Annotated in this window: 21 protein-coding genes; 9 read left to right on the plus strand and 12 right to left on the minus strand. The window is 67.0% G+C overall.

Annotated elements, in window-relative coordinates; translation table 11 throughout:
* Window positions 1-29: 29 nt before the first annotated feature.
* Window positions 30-1,157 carry an acyl-CoA dehydrogenase family protein gene (locus IBX22_RS34610; protein ID WP_309234914.1) on the minus strand — a complete coding sequence of 376 codons (1,128 nt, stop codon included), beginning with the start codon at window positions 1,155-1,157 and terminating at the stop codon, window positions 30-32.
* A gap of 159 nt (window positions 1,158-1,316) precedes the next feature.
* Between IBX22_RS34610 and IBX22_RS34615 the strand changes: the two genes are divergently transcribed.
* On the plus strand, window positions 1,317-2,462 hold the full coding sequence (locus tag IBX22_RS34615; protein ID WP_194820029.1) for a serine hydrolase: 1,146 nt from the start codon (window positions 1,317-1,319) through the stop codon (window positions 2,460-2,462).
* Between the two features lie 4 nt (window positions 2,463-2,466).
* Here the strand turns inward: IBX22_RS34615 and IBX22_RS34620 are convergent, their stop codons facing one another.
* Window positions 2,467-2,904, minus strand: a complete 438-nt coding sequence (locus IBX22_RS34620; RefSeq protein ID WP_194820030.1) for a GNAT family N-acetyltransferase — start codon at window positions 2,902-2,904, stop codon at window positions 2,467-2,469.
* A gap of 56 nt (window positions 2,905-2,960) precedes the next feature.
* Between IBX22_RS34620 and IBX22_RS34625 the strand changes: the two genes are divergently transcribed.
* Window positions 2,961-3,548, plus strand: a complete 588-nt coding sequence (locus tag IBX22_RS34625) for a TetR/AcrR family transcriptional regulator (protein ID WP_194820031.1) — start codon at window positions 2,961-2,963, stop codon at window positions 3,546-3,548.
* A gap of 118 nt (window positions 3,549-3,666) precedes the next feature.
* Here IBX22_RS34625 and IBX22_RS34630 read toward each other — a convergent pair whose 3' ends face one another.
* Window positions 3,667-4,011: a MerR family transcriptional regulator gene (locus IBX22_RS34630; protein WP_194820032.1), complete on the minus strand. Its 345-nt coding sequence runs from the start codon at window positions 4,009-4,011 to the stop codon at window positions 3,667-3,669.
* Between the two features lie 62 nt (window positions 4,012-4,073).
* Here IBX22_RS34630 and IBX22_RS34635 point away from each other — a divergent pair, with 62 nt between their 5' ends.
* Window positions 4,074-4,856 carry an alpha/beta fold hydrolase gene (locus IBX22_RS34635; RefSeq protein WP_194820033.1) on the plus strand — a complete coding sequence of 261 codons (783 nt, stop codon included), beginning with the start codon at window positions 4,074-4,076 and terminating at the stop codon, window positions 4,854-4,856.
* Between the two features lie 96 nt (window positions 4,857-4,952).
* Here IBX22_RS34635 and IBX22_RS34640 read toward each other — a convergent pair whose 3' ends face one another.
* Entirely contained in the window at window positions 4,953-5,564 is a 612-nt protein-coding gene (locus IBX22_RS34640; protein WP_194820034.1) for a TetR/AcrR family transcriptional regulator, read from the minus strand.
* Between the two features lie 76 nt (window positions 5,565-5,640).
* Between IBX22_RS34640 and IBX22_RS34645 the strand changes: the two genes are divergently transcribed.
* The 3 genes from IBX22_RS34645 (at window position 5,641) to IBX22_RS34655 (ending at window position 8,441) form a co-directional block, all read left to right on the plus strand.
* The gene (locus IBX22_RS34645; protein WP_194820035.1) at window positions 5,641-6,648 is read left to right on the plus strand and encodes a GlxA family transcriptional regulator; all 1,008 of its coding nucleotides are present in this window, start codon (window positions 5,641-5,643) and stop codon (window positions 6,646-6,648) included.
* Between the two features lie 92 nt (window positions 6,649-6,740).
* Complete coding sequence (locus tag IBX22_RS34650; protein ID WP_194820036.1) at window positions 6,741-7,703, plus strand: alpha/beta hydrolase; 963 nt, start codon at window positions 6,741-6,743, stop codon at window positions 7,701-7,703.
* A gap of 27 nt (window positions 7,704-7,730) precedes the next feature.
* A complete protein-coding gene (locus tag IBX22_RS34655; protein ID WP_194820037.1) occupies window positions 7,731-8,441 on the plus strand; it encodes an alpha/beta fold hydrolase in 711 nt (236 codons plus the stop codon).
* A 3-nt stretch (window positions 8,442-8,444) separates the two neighbouring features.
* Here the strand turns inward: IBX22_RS34655 and IBX22_RS34660 are convergent, their stop codons facing one another.
* Complete coding sequence (locus tag IBX22_RS34660) at window positions 8,445-9,101, minus strand: formylglycine-generating enzyme family protein (protein WP_194820102.1); 657 nt, start codon at window positions 9,099-9,101, stop codon at window positions 8,445-8,447.
* Between the two features lie 157 nt (window positions 9,102-9,258).
* Complete coding sequence (locus IBX22_RS34665; protein ID WP_194820038.1) at window positions 9,259-10,104, minus strand: MBL fold metallo-hydrolase; 846 nt, start codon at window positions 10,102-10,104, stop codon at window positions 9,259-9,261.
* Between the two features lie 127 nt (window positions 10,105-10,231).
* Between IBX22_RS34665 and IBX22_RS34670 the strand changes: the two genes are divergently transcribed.
* Window positions 10,232-10,798, plus strand: coding sequence for a 3'-5' exonuclease (locus IBX22_RS34670; protein WP_194820039.1), 567 nt, complete (start codon window positions 10,232-10,234; stop codon window positions 10,796-10,798).
* Window positions 10,799-10,941: 143 nt separating this feature from the next.
* Here IBX22_RS34670 and IBX22_RS34675 read toward each other — a convergent pair whose 3' ends face one another.
* From IBX22_RS34675 to IBX22_RS34685, 3 genes are all read right to left on the minus strand, one after another.
* Window positions 10,942-12,141, minus strand: a complete 1,200-nt coding sequence (locus IBX22_RS34675) for an MFS transporter (protein ID WP_194820040.1) — start codon at window positions 12,139-12,141, stop codon at window positions 10,942-10,944.
* 69 nt (window positions 12,142-12,210) lie between these two features.
* On the minus strand, window positions 12,211-12,804 hold the full coding sequence (locus IBX22_RS34680; protein ID WP_194820041.1) for a TetR/AcrR family transcriptional regulator: 594 nt from the start codon (window positions 12,802-12,804) through the stop codon (window positions 12,211-12,213).
* Window positions 12,805-12,835: 31 nt separating this feature from the next.
* Window positions 12,836-13,609, minus strand: a complete 774-nt coding sequence (locus tag IBX22_RS34685) for a hypothetical protein (protein WP_194820042.1) — start codon at window positions 13,607-13,609, stop codon at window positions 12,836-12,838.
* Window positions 13,610-13,831: 222 nt separating this feature from the next.
* Between IBX22_RS34685 and IBX22_RS34690 the strand changes: the two genes are divergently transcribed.
* Complete coding sequence (locus tag IBX22_RS34690; protein ID WP_194820043.1) at window positions 13,832-14,290, plus strand: hypothetical protein; 459 nt, start codon at window positions 13,832-13,834, stop codon at window positions 14,288-14,290.
* On the opposite strand, the gene IBX22_RS34695 is transcribed toward IBX22_RS34690, so the two are convergent.
* Entirely contained in the window at window positions 14,268-14,939 is a 672-nt protein-coding gene (locus IBX22_RS34695; RefSeq protein ID WP_194820044.1) for an ATP-grasp domain-containing protein, read from the minus strand. The two genes, IBX22_RS34690 and IBX22_RS34695, sit on opposite strands and share 23 nt — an antisense overlap.
* Window positions 14,940-15,054: 115 nt before the next feature.
* On the minus strand, window positions 15,055-15,612 hold the full coding sequence (locus tag IBX22_RS34700) for a nitroreductase family deazaflavin-dependent oxidoreductase (RefSeq protein ID WP_228540070.1): 558 nt from the start codon (window positions 15,610-15,612) through the stop codon (window positions 15,055-15,057).
* 110 nt (window positions 15,613-15,722) lie between these two features.
* On the opposite strand from IBX22_RS34700, the gene IBX22_RS34705 reads away from it, so the two are divergent.
* Window positions 15,723-16,175 carry a VOC family protein gene (locus tag IBX22_RS34705; RefSeq protein WP_194820045.1) on the plus strand — a complete coding sequence of 151 codons (453 nt, stop codon included), beginning with the start codon at window positions 15,723-15,725 and terminating at the stop codon, window positions 16,173-16,175.
* A gap of 7 nt (window positions 16,176-16,182) precedes the next feature.
* Here IBX22_RS34705 and IBX22_RS34710 read toward each other — a convergent pair whose 3' ends face one another.
* A complete protein-coding gene (locus IBX22_RS34710) occupies window positions 16,183-17,367 on the minus strand; it encodes a CdaR family transcriptional regulator (protein WP_194820046.1) in 1,185 nt (394 codons plus the stop codon).
* Window positions 17,368-17,445: the final 78 nt, after the last annotated feature.

A 17,445-nucleotide genomic window follows, 5' to 3' on the forward strand; every position in this document is an offset into this window, starting at 1 on the left:
GTAAGCACGTTCACTGCATGATCTGCGAGTTACTCGTCGGTCACCTGCAGCACTTCACGGCCGATTTCGCCGGCCATCACCTCGGTCGAGTAGGCCATCAGCTGGCCGGCTTCGGCATCGCGCAGGTGGCGTTGGATCGGAGATTGTTTCAGGTAGCCCGAGGCTCCGCCCACTCGGACGCCCAATTGCGCGACCTCGACGGCGACCTTGTTGGCCAGATACTTCGCGCGCATCAAGGTCGGAAAGAAGCTGGGAATTCCGTTATCCGCCTCGACGAGTCCGCGGTCGTAGAGCGCATGTGCCGCGGCCAAACGAGATTCGACGTCGGCCACTTCGAATTGCACCCACTGCTGATGGGAGAGCGGCTTGCCCAGGATCACCCGCGAACGCGCGTGCTCTGCCAGTGCGCTCAATGCCGCGTCGGCGATGCCGAGCGAGATGGCGGGCAGACCGGCCGGAATCGTCTGGAAGTCGGTGTAACCCGGTGCGCGGCCTCGGTACTCGGCGCGCAACACGGTGTTGTCGAAAGCCAGGAGCTGGCTACGGGTGGCGCGCAGGCCCAGGGTGTCCCAGATCGGGATGACCGATACCGACGGGTCGGGCAGCGGGACGCCGAAGAAGGTCGGCACGTCGTCCACCCGGGCGTTGACGATCAGGTAGTCGGCGATCTCGGCGCCGGAGACGAATCGCTTCGCACCCGTGAGGGACCAGCCGCCTTCGGCTGGAAGTGCGTCCTGCTGCGGGTTGAGGAAGCGGTTGCCGCTGGCCGGTTCGGACAGCGCGTTGGCGAACCGCTTTCCGGCCAGGAATTCCTGGGCAAAGAACGGCCCCAGAGTCTCGGCGGTGAATTCGGCGAGGCCGACGCCCGCTCCCGCGTGCATCAACCAGATCGTCGCGGTGGAGGGGTCGGCCTTGGCGAGAATGCGTAGTAGCTGTCCGAATGCCAGATAGCTCAGGCCGGTCCCGCCGACCGACTTCGGCAGTACCGCCGCGTCCGCCCCGGCCTTATGTAGCGCCTCCAGATGCCCGACCGCGATCTCGGCTCGGTCGTCGTACTCCGCCGCTTCGGCGGCGAATCCGACGGCAAGCTCGGAGACCCGCTCGAGCAGGTGCTTTTCGGCTGCGGGTAACGACATGGGGTGCTCGTTAATGGTCACGAATTGCATTCTGGCCTAAGGGAATCGACCGTCGGCCCGTTCGGCGTTAATCCTCCCGGCTCGCCGACTCCGACACCGCGGTCGGTAGTGCCAGCACTACCCGAGATTCGGGCGGTAGCAGGCTGATCGCTGGGCGTCGTTTTCCGTAGCTTTGATGCCGTGAAGGTGAAACTTGCGGTGCTGGTGGCGGCGGTTCTGACGGCGATGTCGTGCGGAGTGGACGATTCGATCGAGGTGCGAGATACCGGGCGGGAGCAGGTGACCACAGCGCTGAATGATGCGGTGCGGTTGGGGCATCCGGGTGCGCAGGCGGTGATCAGCGAGAAGGGCCAGAGCTGGTCGGCCACCGCCGGAGTCGGCGACCTGGCCACCGGCGCGCCGTTCCCCGACGATGCCAGGGTCCGAATCGGCAGCGTCACAAAGACATTCGTGGCCACGGTGATGCTGCAACTGGTAGCCGAAGGCAAGGTCGAACTGGATGCTCCGGTAGAGCGATACCTGCCCGGCGTGGTGCACGGGCCCGGCATCGACGGCCACCGAATCACCATCCGAAATCTGTTGCAGCACACCAGCGGACTCCCCGAGTACGCTGCCGAATTCGGTGCGACACCCGAGCCCTGGCAGATCGACTTCCTCTCCGAACAGGTGCGCTGGCAGACCGCGGACCTGCCCGCGATCCTGCGCACGGCCCTGACCGCGCCCGCCGAGTTCGAACCCGGCACGAAATGGCAGTACCGCAACACCAACTACGCCTTCGCCGGAATGGTGATCGAAAAGATCACCGGAGCTCCGGTCGGCACCGAGATCACCCGCCGCATCATCGAGCCGCTCGGACTGCACGACACCTACTACCCGGCACCGGACGAAACCGGCATGCGTGGCCCGCATCCGCACGGCTACAGCGAAGTCCGGGGCCAGCGCATCGATTACACCGATCAGAACGTATCGGCCGCCGGAGCGGCGGGCGCGATGATCGCCAGCGGCGCCGACCTCAACCGCTTCTTCGCCGCGCTCCTGACCGGCAAGCTCATCCCGCCCGCCCAACTCGCGGAAATGCAGAACGTCCGCGCCATCGGCGAAAGCACCACCATGGCTTACGGTCTCGGCCTGATGCGCCTGACAATGCCGTGCGGACAAGACTTCTGGGGCCACAACGGCGGCATCCCCGGCTCGGTGACCTACGCCGGCCAAACCGCGGCCACCGGCCGCGCCGTAACCGTCAACGTAAACCAAGATTTTACCGACAAGGAGCGAGCCCCCGCCGCCAGCCGCGCACTCACCGCGGCGGTCTGCCCGGCATCCTGAATGCTCAGATCGGCATCGTGTACTTGATGAAACCCCGATTCTCGGCGACCTTGTCATAGAGCAGGCGGGCGGCGTGATTGTCTTCCTTTGTGTGCCAATAGACCTGGTCGCAACCCTGATCGACGGCCCAGGACCGGACTGCGGAGATCAGTTGGCGGGCAATGCCTTTGCCGCGGGCATTCGGGGTGGTGAACAGATCCTGGAGATAGCAGAGATCCGAGGACGTGGTGCTCGGGTGGGCGAAGAAGTGCACGATGCCGACGAGTTCGCCGTCGAGTTTCGCGCCCAGCGCGTGCATTCGAGCGCCCGACCGGAACTCGGCCCAGACTCGATCGTAGAAGCCGTCCGGCATGGTCGCGCGACCGTAGAAGGCGTTGTACCCCTGGAACAGTCGCTCCCATGCCGCACGGTCGGCAAGCTCCAGCGGTCCGATGGCGATCATCCGGCCACGATACGGTTACCGGCAACAACGAGGCCAGCCCCGGAGAGGAGCTACTTTTGGGCGTCGCGCGCACTCCACGCCAGGCATGGATCGAACAGGGTCTGCAAACGCTGTCCACCAACGGTGTGGACGCGGTCCGCGTCGAGGTGCTGGCCAAGGCACTCGGCGTGACCAAGGGCGGCTTCTACGGCTACTTCGCCGACCGCAATGCCCTGCTGGAAGCGATGCTCGACCAGTGGGAACGCGAATGCACCGACGATGTCCTCGAACGCGTCGCGAATATCGAAGACCCCCGCGCCAAGGTCGTCCTCGCCGGTCGCCTCACCCTCTCCGGCGACCGCCTGCTGGGCATCGACCTGGCGATTCGCGACTGGGCCCGGCGCGACCCCGCGGTCACCGAGCGTTTGCGCCGAGTCGACGACGTACGCATGGGGCTGCTGCGCGACATGATCGGCACCTTCTGCTCCGACCCCGACGAAATCGAGGCCCGCAGCCTGCTCGCCTTCTGCCTGGCCATCGGCAACCAGTTCCTCGCCGCCGACCACCAGGGCCGCACGCGCGAGGAGGTACGGGCCCGAGCTTCGGCCATCGTCCTCAACCGGGCTGCGGGACAGAATCTTTCGGGTGGCGGCACGCCGGAGTAGGACGGCTACCGCGGCGGGTGTGGGCCGCGGATGCGGTGCGGCTTCGGCCGCGATGCTGTGCCGCGTGGACCGCGGATCCGGTGCCGCGTGGATGCTGTGCGGCGTGGGGCCCGCGGGTCTAATGCAGGCTTCCGCTGACGTCCAATAGCGCCGAACGCCTGCGCTGGAGTTCGTTCAGTTGTTCGTCGACACGGGAGAGCTGCTTGTCTAGCACTTCGACCGAGTGCGGGCAGGCCAGGAGGCCGGGGCCTGGCTCGGTGCACGGGAGCAGGGAGCGGATGGCCTCGGTGGGGAGTCCGGTTTCGAGCAGTTCGCGGATGCGGGCGACGCGGGTGACGGCGTCCGGTTGGTACCAGCGGTAGCTGTTCGAATCGCGTTCGGAGGTCAGCAGGCCCTGCTGCTCGTAGTAGCGCAGCAGCCGGGGGTTGACTCCGGTGCGGTGCGACAGCTCTCCGATGCGCATGTGCGGGGATTCCCTCCGACGGCTTGACCTTGACACTGATGTCATACGGCAACCTCGCGGCCATGACACGAATTCCCGCACTCGCCACCACCACCCACGGCACCGGCCCCGGCATCCTGCTCGCGCACGGCGCGGGCGGAAGCATTGCAGGCAATTACGCACCGATCATCCCGGCATTGGCCGTCGGCCACACCGTGGTCGCTCCCGATTACCCAGGCTCGGGCGAAACCCCTCGCTCGGAAGGCGAACTCACCGCCGACCACCTTGCCGAGGGGATCATCGAAGCCGCCGACCGGGCAGGCCTGGAAACCTTTACGCTGCTCGGCTATTCGCTGGGCAGCTTGGTGTCGCTGCGGGTCGCGTCGCGCTGGCCGGAGCGGGTGCGCGGACTGGTGCTGACCGCCGGCCTGGCTCGGGCCGACAACCGGACAGTGGCCTCGATGGACCTCTGGCAGCGCCTCCTGGCGGCAGGCGACCTGCAAGGTTTCGCCAGATTCGTCGCCCTGACAGGCTTCGGCGAGGACTTCTACAACTCGATACCGCGCGACCAAGTCACCGGCCTTCTCGACACCATCGCGGCGGGCATACCCGCTGGCACCTTCGAGCAGGCGGGCGCTGTCCGCGGCGGCGACACCACCGCTGATCTGGCCGGCATCTCGGTACCCACGCTGGTCATCGCCACCACCCGCGACACGCTCATCTCCCCCACCAATTCCCGATATCTGGCGGCGCACATCGCCGGGTCGGAGTACGCCGAGATCGATTCGGGTCACGTCCCGATGGCCGAGCGGCCGCAGGAGTGGCAGAAGCTGATCACCGACTTCCTGAATCGCCACGGCCTATAGAGGTGGAGCGCTAGACGCCGTTCTCCAGCACCAGGTGCGCGCCTCATGGCACGCCGGCGACCACGTCCTCGGCGCGACCTCTATAGGCAGCGCGCGCTAGACGCCGTTCTCGGCCCAGGTCTCGGGCAGCGCCAGCGCGGACACGTCCGCGATCTCCAGCAGCCGATCGCGGGCAATTCCCAAGCGGCTCAGTTGAATCAGGCCCTGCGCCACCACCACGACGGCGGCGCTGTGGGCAGCCACGGTTTCCTCCTCGACCGGGGTGCCCGCCGCGCGCGCCGCTGGGCGCAAACGTTCGGCGACGCCGTCCTCCATGGCCTCGGTCGTCCGGGCGCCGATGGTGAGCACCTCGGGAATCCGGCTGCCGAGCTGGGCGATGCTGTTGATCATGAGGCAGCCGCGGCGGTCCGGATGCGAGGTGCAGTCGTCGACGACCGCCTCGAACAGCGTCCGTACCGCGGCGCGCGCCGAACCAGGCGCTGCGACGACAGTGTCGCGGACGAATCGCCCGCGCCCCTCGCAGTAGCGCCCGAAGGCGGCGAGGAACAAGCCCCGCTTGTTGCCGTAGGCGCCGTAGATACTCCCGTTGCCGACGCCGGTCGCGCGCGAAACGTCCTCCACCGACGTGTCGTCGAATCCTTGCGACCAGAACAACTCAGTGGCGGCGTCCAGCAGGCTCGATTCATCGAACTGTCGTGGCCGTCCCATTCGGTCACCGTACCAATACACGTGGGTTGGCCCACATCGCTTGTTCTGGAGGCACGCCTCCAGAATACTGGTCGGCATGGCCACCACTTGCTCCGAGCAACCCCGCCGACGCGTCGGCGTCCTGGTCTTCGATGGCGTGAAAATGCTCGACTTCGCCGGTCCGGCGGAGGTCTTCGTAGAGGCCAATCAGGCCACGGCCGGTTACGACGTGGTGCTGATCTCCGCCGACGGGAACAGTGTGCAGACCTCCATCGGCGCGAAGATCGAGGTGAGCGTCGCGGCCGCCGACGCGGGCCGATTCGATACGGTCATCGTCCCCGGCAGCGAATTACCGGCATCGCAGTTCGTGACGCCCGAGGTGCTGGCCGCGGCCCGGCAGCTGGCGGCGCGGACACGGCGGCTGGCGTCGATCTGCAGTGGCGCGGCCGTGCTGGCCGAGCTGGGCCTGTTCGACGGCCGGCGGGTGACCACCCACTGGAAATTCGCGGCGGATCTGGCCCGGCGCTATCCCGCCGCCGTGGTGGAACCGGACCGGATCTTCGTGCGGGACGGCAACCTGTACAGCTCGGCGGGAGTCGCGGCGGGAGTCGATCTCGCGTTGGCACTCGTCGAGGAGGACTTCGGGGCCGACGTCGCACGCCGGGTCGCGCAGCTGCTGGTGGTGTACATGCAGCGCTCGGGCGGGCAATCGCAGTTCTCGGCGTCGCTGACCGGGCCGGTGCCGCGCAGTCCGCTGGTACGCAAGGTCGTCGACCTGATCTGCGCGGATCCCGCGTTCCCGCATACGGTTCAGACGCTGGCCGTCCATGCCCGCGTGAGCGTCCGGCACCTGACGCGGCTGTTCCGCGCGGAGCTGGAACGCTCGCCCGCCGAGTATGTGGCATTCATCCGATTCGGCGTCGCGCGCGACCTGCTGCACGCCGGGCACAGCGTCACCGACGCCGCCATGTCGGCCGGATACGGCAGCAGCGAGGCGCTGCGCCGGGCGTTCGTGGCGCGGCTGGGCATTCCGCCGCTGAAGTACCAGCAGCGATTCCGGTCCACCGGGCCGGTCGAGCTGCGAGAGCCCGCGCTGGTGTCCTGATCGGTGGTATTCACGGCCCGTGCAGGGGGGCGCGGAGCGGGTTGCCCGAGGGAAACTGTAGATGGCCCAATCCCGTTCAGGAAGGAACTTTCATGTCTGGAAATCCGCTCGGAATCGCCCTCGAACCGGCCGCACAGGAGTTCGTCGACGCGACCTCCCAGCCGCCGTTCCTCTACCAGCTGCCCCCGGCGGAGGGACGCAAAGCCGTTGACTCGGTGCAGGATTCGCCGATCGACAAGCCGGATATCGACGAGGAGTGGGTCACCGTCGAGGGTGGGCCGACCGGGTCGGTGCGGGCGCGGATCGTGAAGCCGCAGGGTGTCACCGAGGCGCTGCCGGTCATCATCTACACCCACGGCGCCGGTTGGGTTTTCGGCGATGCGCACACCCATGACCGGCTGGTGCGCGACCTCGCCGTCGGCGTCCGCGCAGCGGTGGTCTTTCCCGAATACGACCGCTCGCCCGAGGTCCGGTACCCGGTCGCCAACGAGCAGTCCTACCGTGTGGCGCAATGGGTTTCGACGCACGGCGCGCAGCACGGCCTGGATGCCGCGCGTATCGCCGTCGCGGGCGATTCGGTCGGCGGCAACATGGCCATCGCGCTGACCCTCATGGCCAAGGAACGCGGCGACGTGTCCTTCGCGCAGCAGGTGCTGTTCTACCCCGTCACCGACGCCAACTTCGACACCGGCTCCTACCAGCAGTTCGCGACGGGCTACTTCCTGACTCGGGAAGGCATGCAGTGGTTCTGGGATCAGTACACCACCAGCGCGGCGGACCGCGCCCAGATCACGGCGTCCCCGCTGCGGGCGAGCACTGAGCAGCTGACAGGCCTGCCGCCCGCGCTCGTCATCACGGCCGAGGCCGATGTGCTGCGGGACGAGGGCGAGGCGTTCGCCGGGAAGTTGCGTGCGGCCGGTGTGCCCGTCGTCCAGGCGCGCTACGGCGGGATCATCCACGACTTCGTCATGGTCAATTCGATGCATGACACCCACGCGGCGAAAGCGGCCGTCGCCCAGGCTGTCTCGACGCTTCGTGCCGCCCTTTACGCCTGACATCCAGCCCCGGAAGGACCTTCACACATGAGCACCGAACCCACCGTCGTCCTGGTGCACGGCGCCTTCGCCGACTCCTCCAGCTGGAACGGCGTCGTCGAAAACCTGCGGGCGCAAGGCTATTCCGTCCTCGCCGCCGCCAACCCGCTGCGGGGACTGGCCTCCGATGCCGCCTACATCGCCTCGGTCCTCGACACCATCGAGGGCCCGGTCGTGCTGGCCGGCCACTCCTACGGCGGCAGCGTCATCACCGTCGCCGCGGCGGGCAAGGCGAACGTGACAGCTCTGGTCTACATCGCCGCCTTCATCCCCGCCGTAGGCGAAAGCGCTCTCGAACTGACCGGCAAGTTCCCGGGATCCACCCTCGGCCCCACCACCAGCCCTGCGGAATATCCACTGCCCGACGGCAACTCGGCAACCGAGCTCTACATCCGGCAGGACGAGTTCCCCGCGCAATTCGCCGCGGACGTGCCCGCCGCCGTCGCCGCGACCATGGCCGCCACCCAGCGCCCCGTGGCCCTGGACGCCCTGGAGCAGCCGGCCACCGCGGCGGCCTGGCAGTCCATCCCGTCCTACGCCCTGCTCACCACCGAGGACAAGAACATCCCGATCCAGGCCCAGCGATTCATGGCCGAACGCGCGGGATCGCAGGTCGTGGAGATCGCGGCCTCGCACGCGGTCAGCGTCGCCGATCCCGCCGCCGTCAGCGACCTGATCGCGCTCGCGGCGAAGAAGTAGCGGTTACCCAGGGGGTCGCGCGGCAGCCGACCGCGCGACCCGGAATCCGGTGTCGTCGATGCGAAGGCTCGGGTGGCTGCGGCGGCGCACCGACGCGCGGCAGCTCCAGTGTTCGTCGAACCAGCCGCCGCCGCGCAGCACCCGGTACGAGCCGTAGACCTCGCTGTCGTAGAGGTCCCAGCACCATTCCCAGACGTTGCCGAGCATGTCGTGCAGGCCCCAGGAGTTCGGGAGTTTGCCGCCGACGTCGTGCGGACGTTCGCCGGAATTAGCTCGATACCAAGCAATTTCGCCGAGCTCGCCATACCTGGGGCCGGTACTGCCGGCGCGGCACGCGTACTCCCACTCGGCCTCGGTCGGCAACCGGAAACCATCGGCGGTGGTGTCCCACTCGACCTCGTCATCGAGGAGCCGGTATGCGGGCCGTAGACCCGAGCTGTGCGACAGAGCGTTGCAGAAGCGCACCGCATCGGTCCAGGACACACTGTCGACCGGCAACTGCATTCCCTGCGCGGCGCTCGGCCGCTCGCCGGTGACCTCCGCGTATCGGCACTGGGTGATCGGAAACACAGACAGCGCGAAGGACGCCACCTCGACCGCCCAGCTGCGCTGGGTCCGCCGATCGGTCAGCGTCACATCGCCCCCGGACAGGGCAACCATCTCGATACCTGCGTTCATCGGTGGCCATCGTAGGCGTCTTCGCAAACCCTCGAGTTTGCCCGGGCCCGGTCGTTCGACAGCGCCACCGCCTCGCCGGGGTACATCGACGAGCGCACCCCTGAACTACGACATCCTGCGCAAACAGTTCATCGCCGGCTCACCCGACGGGGTACAGGATGAAGCGGGGGTAGGCGCGGCGGCTGGGTTCGTCGCCGATTTCGGTTAGCGCCGTGCGGATTTCGCGCAGGTCGTCGGTGGTCATCTCGAGCGGGAGTTCGTCGGGCTGGTACGCGGTGCGGACCGGGTAGTCGATGCCTGGTTCGGTGGTCATTTCGATATGGCAGCCGAGGATGTGGGTGATCGGGTGGTGGTCGCAGAAGTCGATCAGGCGGTCGATGCTTCGGGTGAAGGCGGGCCAGTCCTGGATGTAGAGGCGGCCGGGATAGACCGTGTCGCCGGTGAGCAGGAATCCGGTCCACGGGTCGTAGAAGGTGACGGCGGCCTCGTGGTGGCCAGGTGTGAGCAGGCATTCGAGGACTCGGCCGCCCAGGTCGACCTGTGCCACCGCGTCCGGATTTTCGTTGAAGCCGAAGTACTTCGAAGCGGTGGCCAGGTCGGCGCCGACCAGCGTGGTGGCGGGGCGGTCGGCGAACTGGCTGTCGCCCGCGATGTGGTCGGTGTGTGCGTGGGTGTGCAGCACCAGCAGCCGATATCCGGTGCGGGGGTGACGCTCGAGCCAGTCCGCGATGAGCTCGTCGACGACGCGGCGCAGCGGGAAGAACTCGGCGGAGGCGGTGGCGCCGGTGTCGATCAGCACCACTTCGGTCTCGCCGAAGAGCAGGAACAGAAAGGGTGCCTCGTAATTGACCGCCATGTTCTGGCGGAGGATGACCGTGTGCTCATCGTAGGTGTGCACCTGGATGTCGGGATCGGTGTTGTGCTTGGCCGACGGTGAGCCATGGATCCAGCGGACATCCAGCGCGCGAGGCTGCGGGGTATTCAATGATGCCCTCCCTTTCGAAGTCCTCCGGTGACCGTACCGGGTGCCCGTGACAGCCCGAATCCGCGAATTCCTGGTGCACACCGAAATTCGATTGAGCCGCGCAACACGCGCGCCCTACGCTCGGCCGATGACTACCGGACTGCTCAACGTCGTCGACGTGGAGGCCACCTGCTGGGAAGGCGAAACCCCGCCCGGCGCGGTGAGCGAGATCATCGAAATCGGCCTGACCGTCGTCGATCTCGATGCCCGCACCCGAATCGCCAAGCACCGCATCCTCGTTCGCCCCGAACGCGCCACCGTCAGCGAATTCTGCACCGAACTGACCGGCCTCACCCAAGCCGAGGTCGACACCGGCATCCCCTTCGCCGACGCCTGCCGCCTCCTCGCCACCGAACACCAAGCCGCCCTCCGCCCGTGGGCCAGCTGGGGCGACTACGACCGCAAACAATTCATCACCCAATGCGAGTCCACCAACACCCCCTACCCCTTCAACTCCCACCACACCAACGCCAAAATGCTTTTCTCCGAGGCCTACAACCTCCGCCGCCGCCAAGGCATGTCCGGTGCGCTCGGCATAGCCGGCCTCCCCCTGGAGGGCCGCCACCACAGCGGCGCCGACGATGCCTGGAACATCGGTGCCTTGGTCCTGGAGATCGTCAACCGGAATGTCTGGCGCCCGACCACAACAGACTGACCCGCCCACAGGCTGCCGCACCGCTGCTCGTCTGCCGAATCGCGTGCGCTGCCCCACTCGCTTTGCAACCGACGCGCTATGCAACGGCCACGCGAATGGGCCCGCCGAATGGCACGTGGTTGCGGCGAACACCGAGTGGGCTCTCAATGGGGTGCCACTCGGTCGGCTTTCGGGCTACCTGGCTGTGTCTTCGCGGCGTTGATGGCGAGAGCCAGGAGAGCCAGGGCGGTTAGGCCGAGGATAGCGGCGACGGCCGGAAGGAGTTGGGGGGCAAGGGTTGTCAGAGTCAAGCCGCCGAGCGCTCCGCCCAGGGCTACGCCGAGGTAGGTGCCTGAGGTGTTGAGGGCGAGGGCTTGGGGGGCTACGGGGCCGGCGAGGGTGTAGAGGCGGGCTTGGATGGCTGGGGCGTTCCAGAAGGCGACGCCGCCCTGGATTGTTCCGACCAAGATGATGATGGGCAGTGGGATGGGGCGGGCGAGGCCGAGGGCCCACAGGGTCACCATCGTGGCGATGAAGAGGGTGATTCCGATGCGCAACGTGCGGTCCGCGCCCCAGCGGTCGGTGGCGGCGCCGCCGAGCCAGATGCACACGATGCCGGCGAAACCGGAGAGGCTGAAGGCGAGAGCGCGCTGGTCTACGGTGGCGTGGCTGACAGCGGCGAGGTAGGGGGCCTGATAGGTCAGCATCATCATCGATCCGGTCATGAGGGCGCAGTTGGCCAGGAGGCCGAGGGAGACCGGCGGGCTGGCGAGGGCGCGGAGCTGGTCGATGATCGCGGGTACATCGGTGGGCTGGTCGCGGTGGCGCGGCAGGGCGGTGAGCAGGAACGTCAGTGCGGCGGCACCGGCCACGGCCATCGCGAGAAACGTTGCCTGCCAGCCGAAGTGGCCGCCGATCCAGGTGCCGATCGGAACTCCGGCGGCGATCGAGCCGGTGACCCCGAGTGCGACGACGGCGACGTATCTGCCGGTGCGGCCTTCGGGGGCACGTTCGGCGGCGAAGGCGAAGAGTGCGGGGGTCGAGGCCGCGGCGGCGAGGGCCGCCAGTACCCGCAGCACCATCAGGAGGCCGAAGGTGTTCGTCATCGACGCCATCAGGTTCGCGGCGACGAAAACCACGAACGAGGCAGTGAAGAGCCGCCGCCGCGACACCCGCGCCAACGCGACCCCGGCGACCGGCGCGGCGAGTGCGACAGTCAGGGAGAAGACGGTCACCAGCTGACCGGCCTGCGCTTCGCTGACACCGAGATCCCGGGCGATCTCCGGCAGCACACCGGCGATCACATAGTCGTCGGTATAGAACACGAATGCGGCAGCGAGCAATGCGAACAGCCACGCGGGCACAGCGGATCTCCTTCACGCAGGACGAAATCCCCGATGCGTCGACGACGAATCGGGCAGGTATCTGGGTTTTCAGGCTGACAGCACCGAATTCAGGTGTGCCCGAAGGGTTTTGCGCAGACGATCGACGCCGAGGGAGCCGTGTGGCGTCACCGCGTCGATCGCCAGGCCGCCGATCAGCGCAGCTACCTGTTCGGCGTGCTCGGCCGGGCCGGGCACCGCGAGAACACGCAGCGCCTCGGTGAGCACGGACCGCATGTCGGCGGCCATCTGTTCGGTCACCGGACGGAAGATCGGATTCACGCGTGCCGCGAGAATGAATTCCAGCAGTACGATCGATTCGATCCGGCGTTCCTCGTCCACCGGCAGCAACTCCTCGACCAGCGCCTGCAGCGCGTCGACGGCCTGCTTGCCGGTGAGTCCGCGCAACGCTTCAGTGGGGTGACGGATGAGCCGCTGCCCCATGCGGTCGCCGACCTCGGTGGCCGCCGCGACCAGGAGGTCGCGGTGATCGTCGAAGTAGTGGCGCACCGACCCGATGTTCAATCCGGATTCAACGGCGACCTTGCGCAAGGACAAACCGCTGAATCCCTCGGCGACCAGCAGCCGGAAAGCAGCTTCGACGACATCTCTGCGTCGTTGTTCCGCGTCGATCCGAGCTGGCATGAACCCAATGTATCACAGCTGTGATAAATAGCTAGCGCAGACCGGGAACACTGGTCGCCAGCATCGCTTCCCACTCCCGCACACCCTCGGTCAGACGCCGGGCGACAAGTTCCCTGAGCACGTCCGGCACAGCGCTGAGGACATCGGTGGTCTGGTCGGCCCCGGAGCCGTAAGTGTGTGCGGCGACAGTGAATCCGATGCCGTAGGACGCGGAGGCGACCTCTTCGGGTTCGAAGTCCGACCAACCCCACTTGGTGCCCAATGCGCCCGGGAGCCAGGTGGTCCCCCAGTCCTGGACGGTGCCGTCGGCGGCGACCGCACCCGGCGAGGACATCCAGTCGAAGATCGGGGAATCCGGGTCCTGATGCCGCTTCTTGTTCAGGAAATCGGCGACATCGGCGGTGCTGGTCGTGCTGGTCTGCCAATCGTTGCCGGAATGTGTTGAACTCAAGTGGTATTCGGCCGCGATCAGTTCAATTGCCTTGGGGTACTTCGCCTCCATCGCACTTGCCGCGCTGTCGTCGGAGTAACGGATCATGCGTTCGGCGAGGGCCCGATCCTCGGCCGAGTTGTCACCGTGGCGCAACGCGTAATCGACGATATACAGCTTCGACAGGGACAGCGCCCCGCGCTCCTGATGCTGGTTGGTGGTGCCCCATTGCATGTTCGGCACGTTGGTTCGCACCGATATCGAGGAACGCGGCGGCACCGCGTTCGGATCCAGCGGATCCGCCCAGGCGGCGGGCGCACCCATCAGACACGCGAGGGCCGCGGTTACCACGGCTAGTCGCACCGGACTGCTCATTCGGTCACCTCCGGATCCGCTGGTCATCCGTACCGGACCAGCTTGCCCACCGGCGCCGCGCGGCAAGCCCCGACACGCGGTAGCGAAATGACACCGTTCCGCATCACGTCGAGCCCGCTCGACCAGCAATATCTAACGCCGCCGCCGGCAACGCGATGGACTGGACAGAGCACATTCGAAACCACCGCGTCTTCCGGCGCGCACAGGCAGCAGGGAAAAATCATGTCCAGCACAAGAATCCGCGCCATCGCCACCGCGATGACGGTCACTCCGATACTCGTTCTCTCCGGCGTCGGCGTCGCACACGCCTACCACGACCCCTATCCCGGCGACTCCAAAGCGACCTGCCAGTCCGTCGGCGGCCGGGAACGCATCAAGGTGACCGTCAACGGGAGACCTGGCGGCTACTACATCATGGGAACGAACCCCGCCGGCGCCCACTTCCACCTGGGCAACATCACCGTGGGAGCGTCCGGCTCGGGCTCCGCGGTCTTCACCGGCCACAGCGCCGGCAGCTACGGCGTCGAAGCCTTCGAGAACGCCCTCGGCAGCGGCGGCCGCGCCCCCGGCTGCATCGGCTCGGTCACGGTGTCGGCGGCAAACCCGCTCCTGGACGCCGTCGACTCCGCCCTGGCCGGAGCCGGCAGCAGCGCGCTGGTCACCGACCCGACCCGGCGCTGACCCCCGCCGTCCCGAGCAACTCGACCCACCGCCGCAACACCAACTCGGTGTACTGCTCGGCGGCGATGTCATACGCCCCGAGCGCATACCCATCATTGACTTCGACCAGAGCCGTCGCACCGCTGGCCAGGACCCCGAAGTCGATGCCGTATGCGCTCGGTGCGGTCCCGGAGTGGTCGTACGCCGCGACCGCGGACCGCACCACGTCCATGTCCAACAACGCCGATCCGGCATAGCGGTCCACGGCGACGACTCCGCCGCCGATCACGTAGACGCGGTATTCCGCGACCCACTCGACCACCTCCGAGCACCACACCCGCTGCCGCCGGCCGACTCTTCCCAACGCGGCGAAGTCGCGTTCGGAGTAACACACGGCTCCGGTGAAGCCTTTGCGCCGCTCCGCCGGTTTGACGAAAACCGGTGGAGCCGAACCGGTCTCCATCACCCGCTCGATCTCGCCCAACGTCGAGGTCCACACCCGCCGCCGGAGAAACTCGCGCAGGCTCTCCGGATAATCATCGGGTTCCGGCACGGGAATTCCGAGTTGCCGCATGGCCCCATGCATCGCATCCATGTCACCGGCGATGAACGTGTCCGGCCCCAGCGGCAACTGCCTGCGATGGATTCGCTTGATGCTGTAGTACCGCACCGGCGCAATCCTTCGTCGAGCAGTTTCTCCTCGTGCCGCATCGGGCCCGATCCGGCGTATTGGAGGAACGCGGTGGTGATCATCCCCGCAATTTTGCACCACCGGATTCCGTTGCTCACCGGCCGATTTCGTCCGCGTCGCGCGGCTCGAGGATCACGATCGGTATCTTGCGGCTGCCCGCGTTGCGCTGGAAGAATTCATAACCCGGATAGAAGGCAAGACATTTCAGCCACAAGCTGTGTCGCTCCGCATCCGTCGCGACTCGCGCCCGTACCCGGCGCACCTCCGAGCCGATCTGAATTGTGGTGTCCGGGTGTGCCTTCAGGTTGTGAAACCAGGCCGGATGAGTCGGCTGCCCGCCCTTCGAGGCCACCACGGCAACGAATTCACCCTCGTCGTGGTACATCAGCGGAGAGGTCCGCTGGATTCCGCTCTTGGCGCCGATGTGATCGAGGAGCAGGATGCGAGCCGGTGGCCACCCCGGGAGGTGGCCACCGATTCTCCCGTTTGATCGCCGATAGCCGGCCACATGCCACTTCGTCGAACGTCGCCCCAGGTAGACCCCGTGTTTGTTGGCAAATTGCGAACTCGACATCGCCAGCCTCGCCAATAACGACGGGCGTGACCGCTGCCCTGCCTCAATCTCGCCGTCACCGTCTGCACTGGGCATCATGAACACCTCCGTTATCGAACTACTACAGTCGATAGTAGTGCGAATCTTACGAATCACCGCGAGCGCGAAGCTACTTCGGTTGTCGGACCTATTGACTACCGTCTACGACCATGGCATTAGGTTGGAAGCTCATCATCGATAGCGGGAACGCACCCGTCCTCGCCGACTTCTGGGCCGCCGCGCTCGAATACGAGGTCGAAGACCCGAGCGCCCTGATCGAGCAGCTACTCGCGGCCGGTCAGCTGCCCGAGGCGGCCGTCATCGAGCACAACGGCCGCAAGAATTTCCGGGGGCTCGCCGCGGTCCGCCACCCCGAGGACCCATTCGACGAGACCAGCGGCGTGGGTCACGGCAGGCGGCTGCTGTTCCAGGACGTGCCCGAACGCAAGACCGTCAAGAATCGCCTGCACATCGACATCCACAGCGGCCCGGGCGGACGCGACGAGCTCGTGGCCAAGCTGGAAGGCCTGGGCGCGACCCGTGTCGAGGAGGTCGACCAGGGTCCCGCCGGGCACTGGTGGGTCATGCGGGATCCGGAAGGCAACGAATTCTGCGTCGCGTAAATCCTGGCTAGGCACTGACCGGCGCAAGCAGCGGCAACGCTTCGAGTGCCGCACCGAGGTCGCGCACTGCCGCGGGATCGGTCAGCGACAAGCCGGTCAGTTCCTCGATGCGCCGCAGCCGGTAACGGACGGAGTTCGCGTGCAGGTACAGGCGTGCGCCGGTCGCGGCGGCGGAACCGCCTGCACTGAACCAGGTTTCGAGCGTTTCCAGAAGTCTGGTTCGCTCCTCGTAGGGCAGCGCGAGTACCGGGCCGAGCCGGACGCGAACCATGCGTTCGGCTTCAGCGGGTGCCGCCGCGACGAGCATCGCGAGCGGGTTGTCGTCGAAACGGGCGACGCCGGTCGGTCGGGTGCCGAGCCCGCGCAGCGCGAGGCGGGCGAAATGCAGGGCTTGCGGCGTCTCGGTAAGCGCGTCGTAGTGCGGGCTCACCCCGACTCGGGTTCGATGTTTGCGAAGTGCGCCGAGCGCCAAGGCATCTCGCGCCTCCGGTAGCGACAGCACGCCGATCTGCTGGTCCGGCAGTAGTCGCCAGGCGGAGGTGATCTGCGCGCTGCGCAGCGCCGACTCGATGCCGGGTAGTGCCTCGCGACCCGCGGCGGGAACGTCGGCGGCCACCACCACATAGCGGCCATTAGGTGGCAGGCCGAGAATCCGGGTGGCCTCCCCGAGCGTGGCGGGGTCGGCGATGACGCCGGTGAACAACGCTTCCACCAGCACCGAGCGTTCGTGCTCGCGCTGCAGCATCAGTTCCGAGCTCATCTCCCGATAGGCCGCCGCGACGGCGACGGCGTACTCCCCCGACAGCGCCCACACCTCCGCGGCCAGGTCGACCAGCATCGCGTCGGTGACCGCCGGATGGCGGCGGGCTTCGGTGACCAGTTCCGACCACAGGTATTCGAACCCGATCTGGAAGGCGTGCAAGGTTTCCGCCAGCGGCACGCCCTGTTGCGCGCGCAGTCGCCCGGTTTCCCGGGCCGATTCGGGATCCGACGGCACCGCCGAAGTGAACTGCCGCACCATCAGGGTGAGGTTGCGGGCGCAGGAGACGCGGATCGACTCGAACGGCACCTGGGTCTCGTTGCGGTAGGTGTCGAGTTCGACGAGGAACCGCCGGGCCAAGTGCAAAGCCAGGCTGTCGATGCGCTCCAGCAGCACCGTACTGATCACCGCCGGCAGCGTTGTTTTCGACATCTCCGCAGCTTACAGCCGGTGCAATTGTCCGCGGGGACAACGGGTTAGCGGTGATGCTGTGCGCGCGGCCATGGGATC

Origin of the sequence: Nocardia sp. XZ_19_385 (assembly GCF_015355755.1) — a bacterium.
Taxonomy (GTDB): domain Bacteria; phylum Actinomycetota; class Actinomycetes; order Mycobacteriales; family Mycobacteriaceae; genus Nocardia.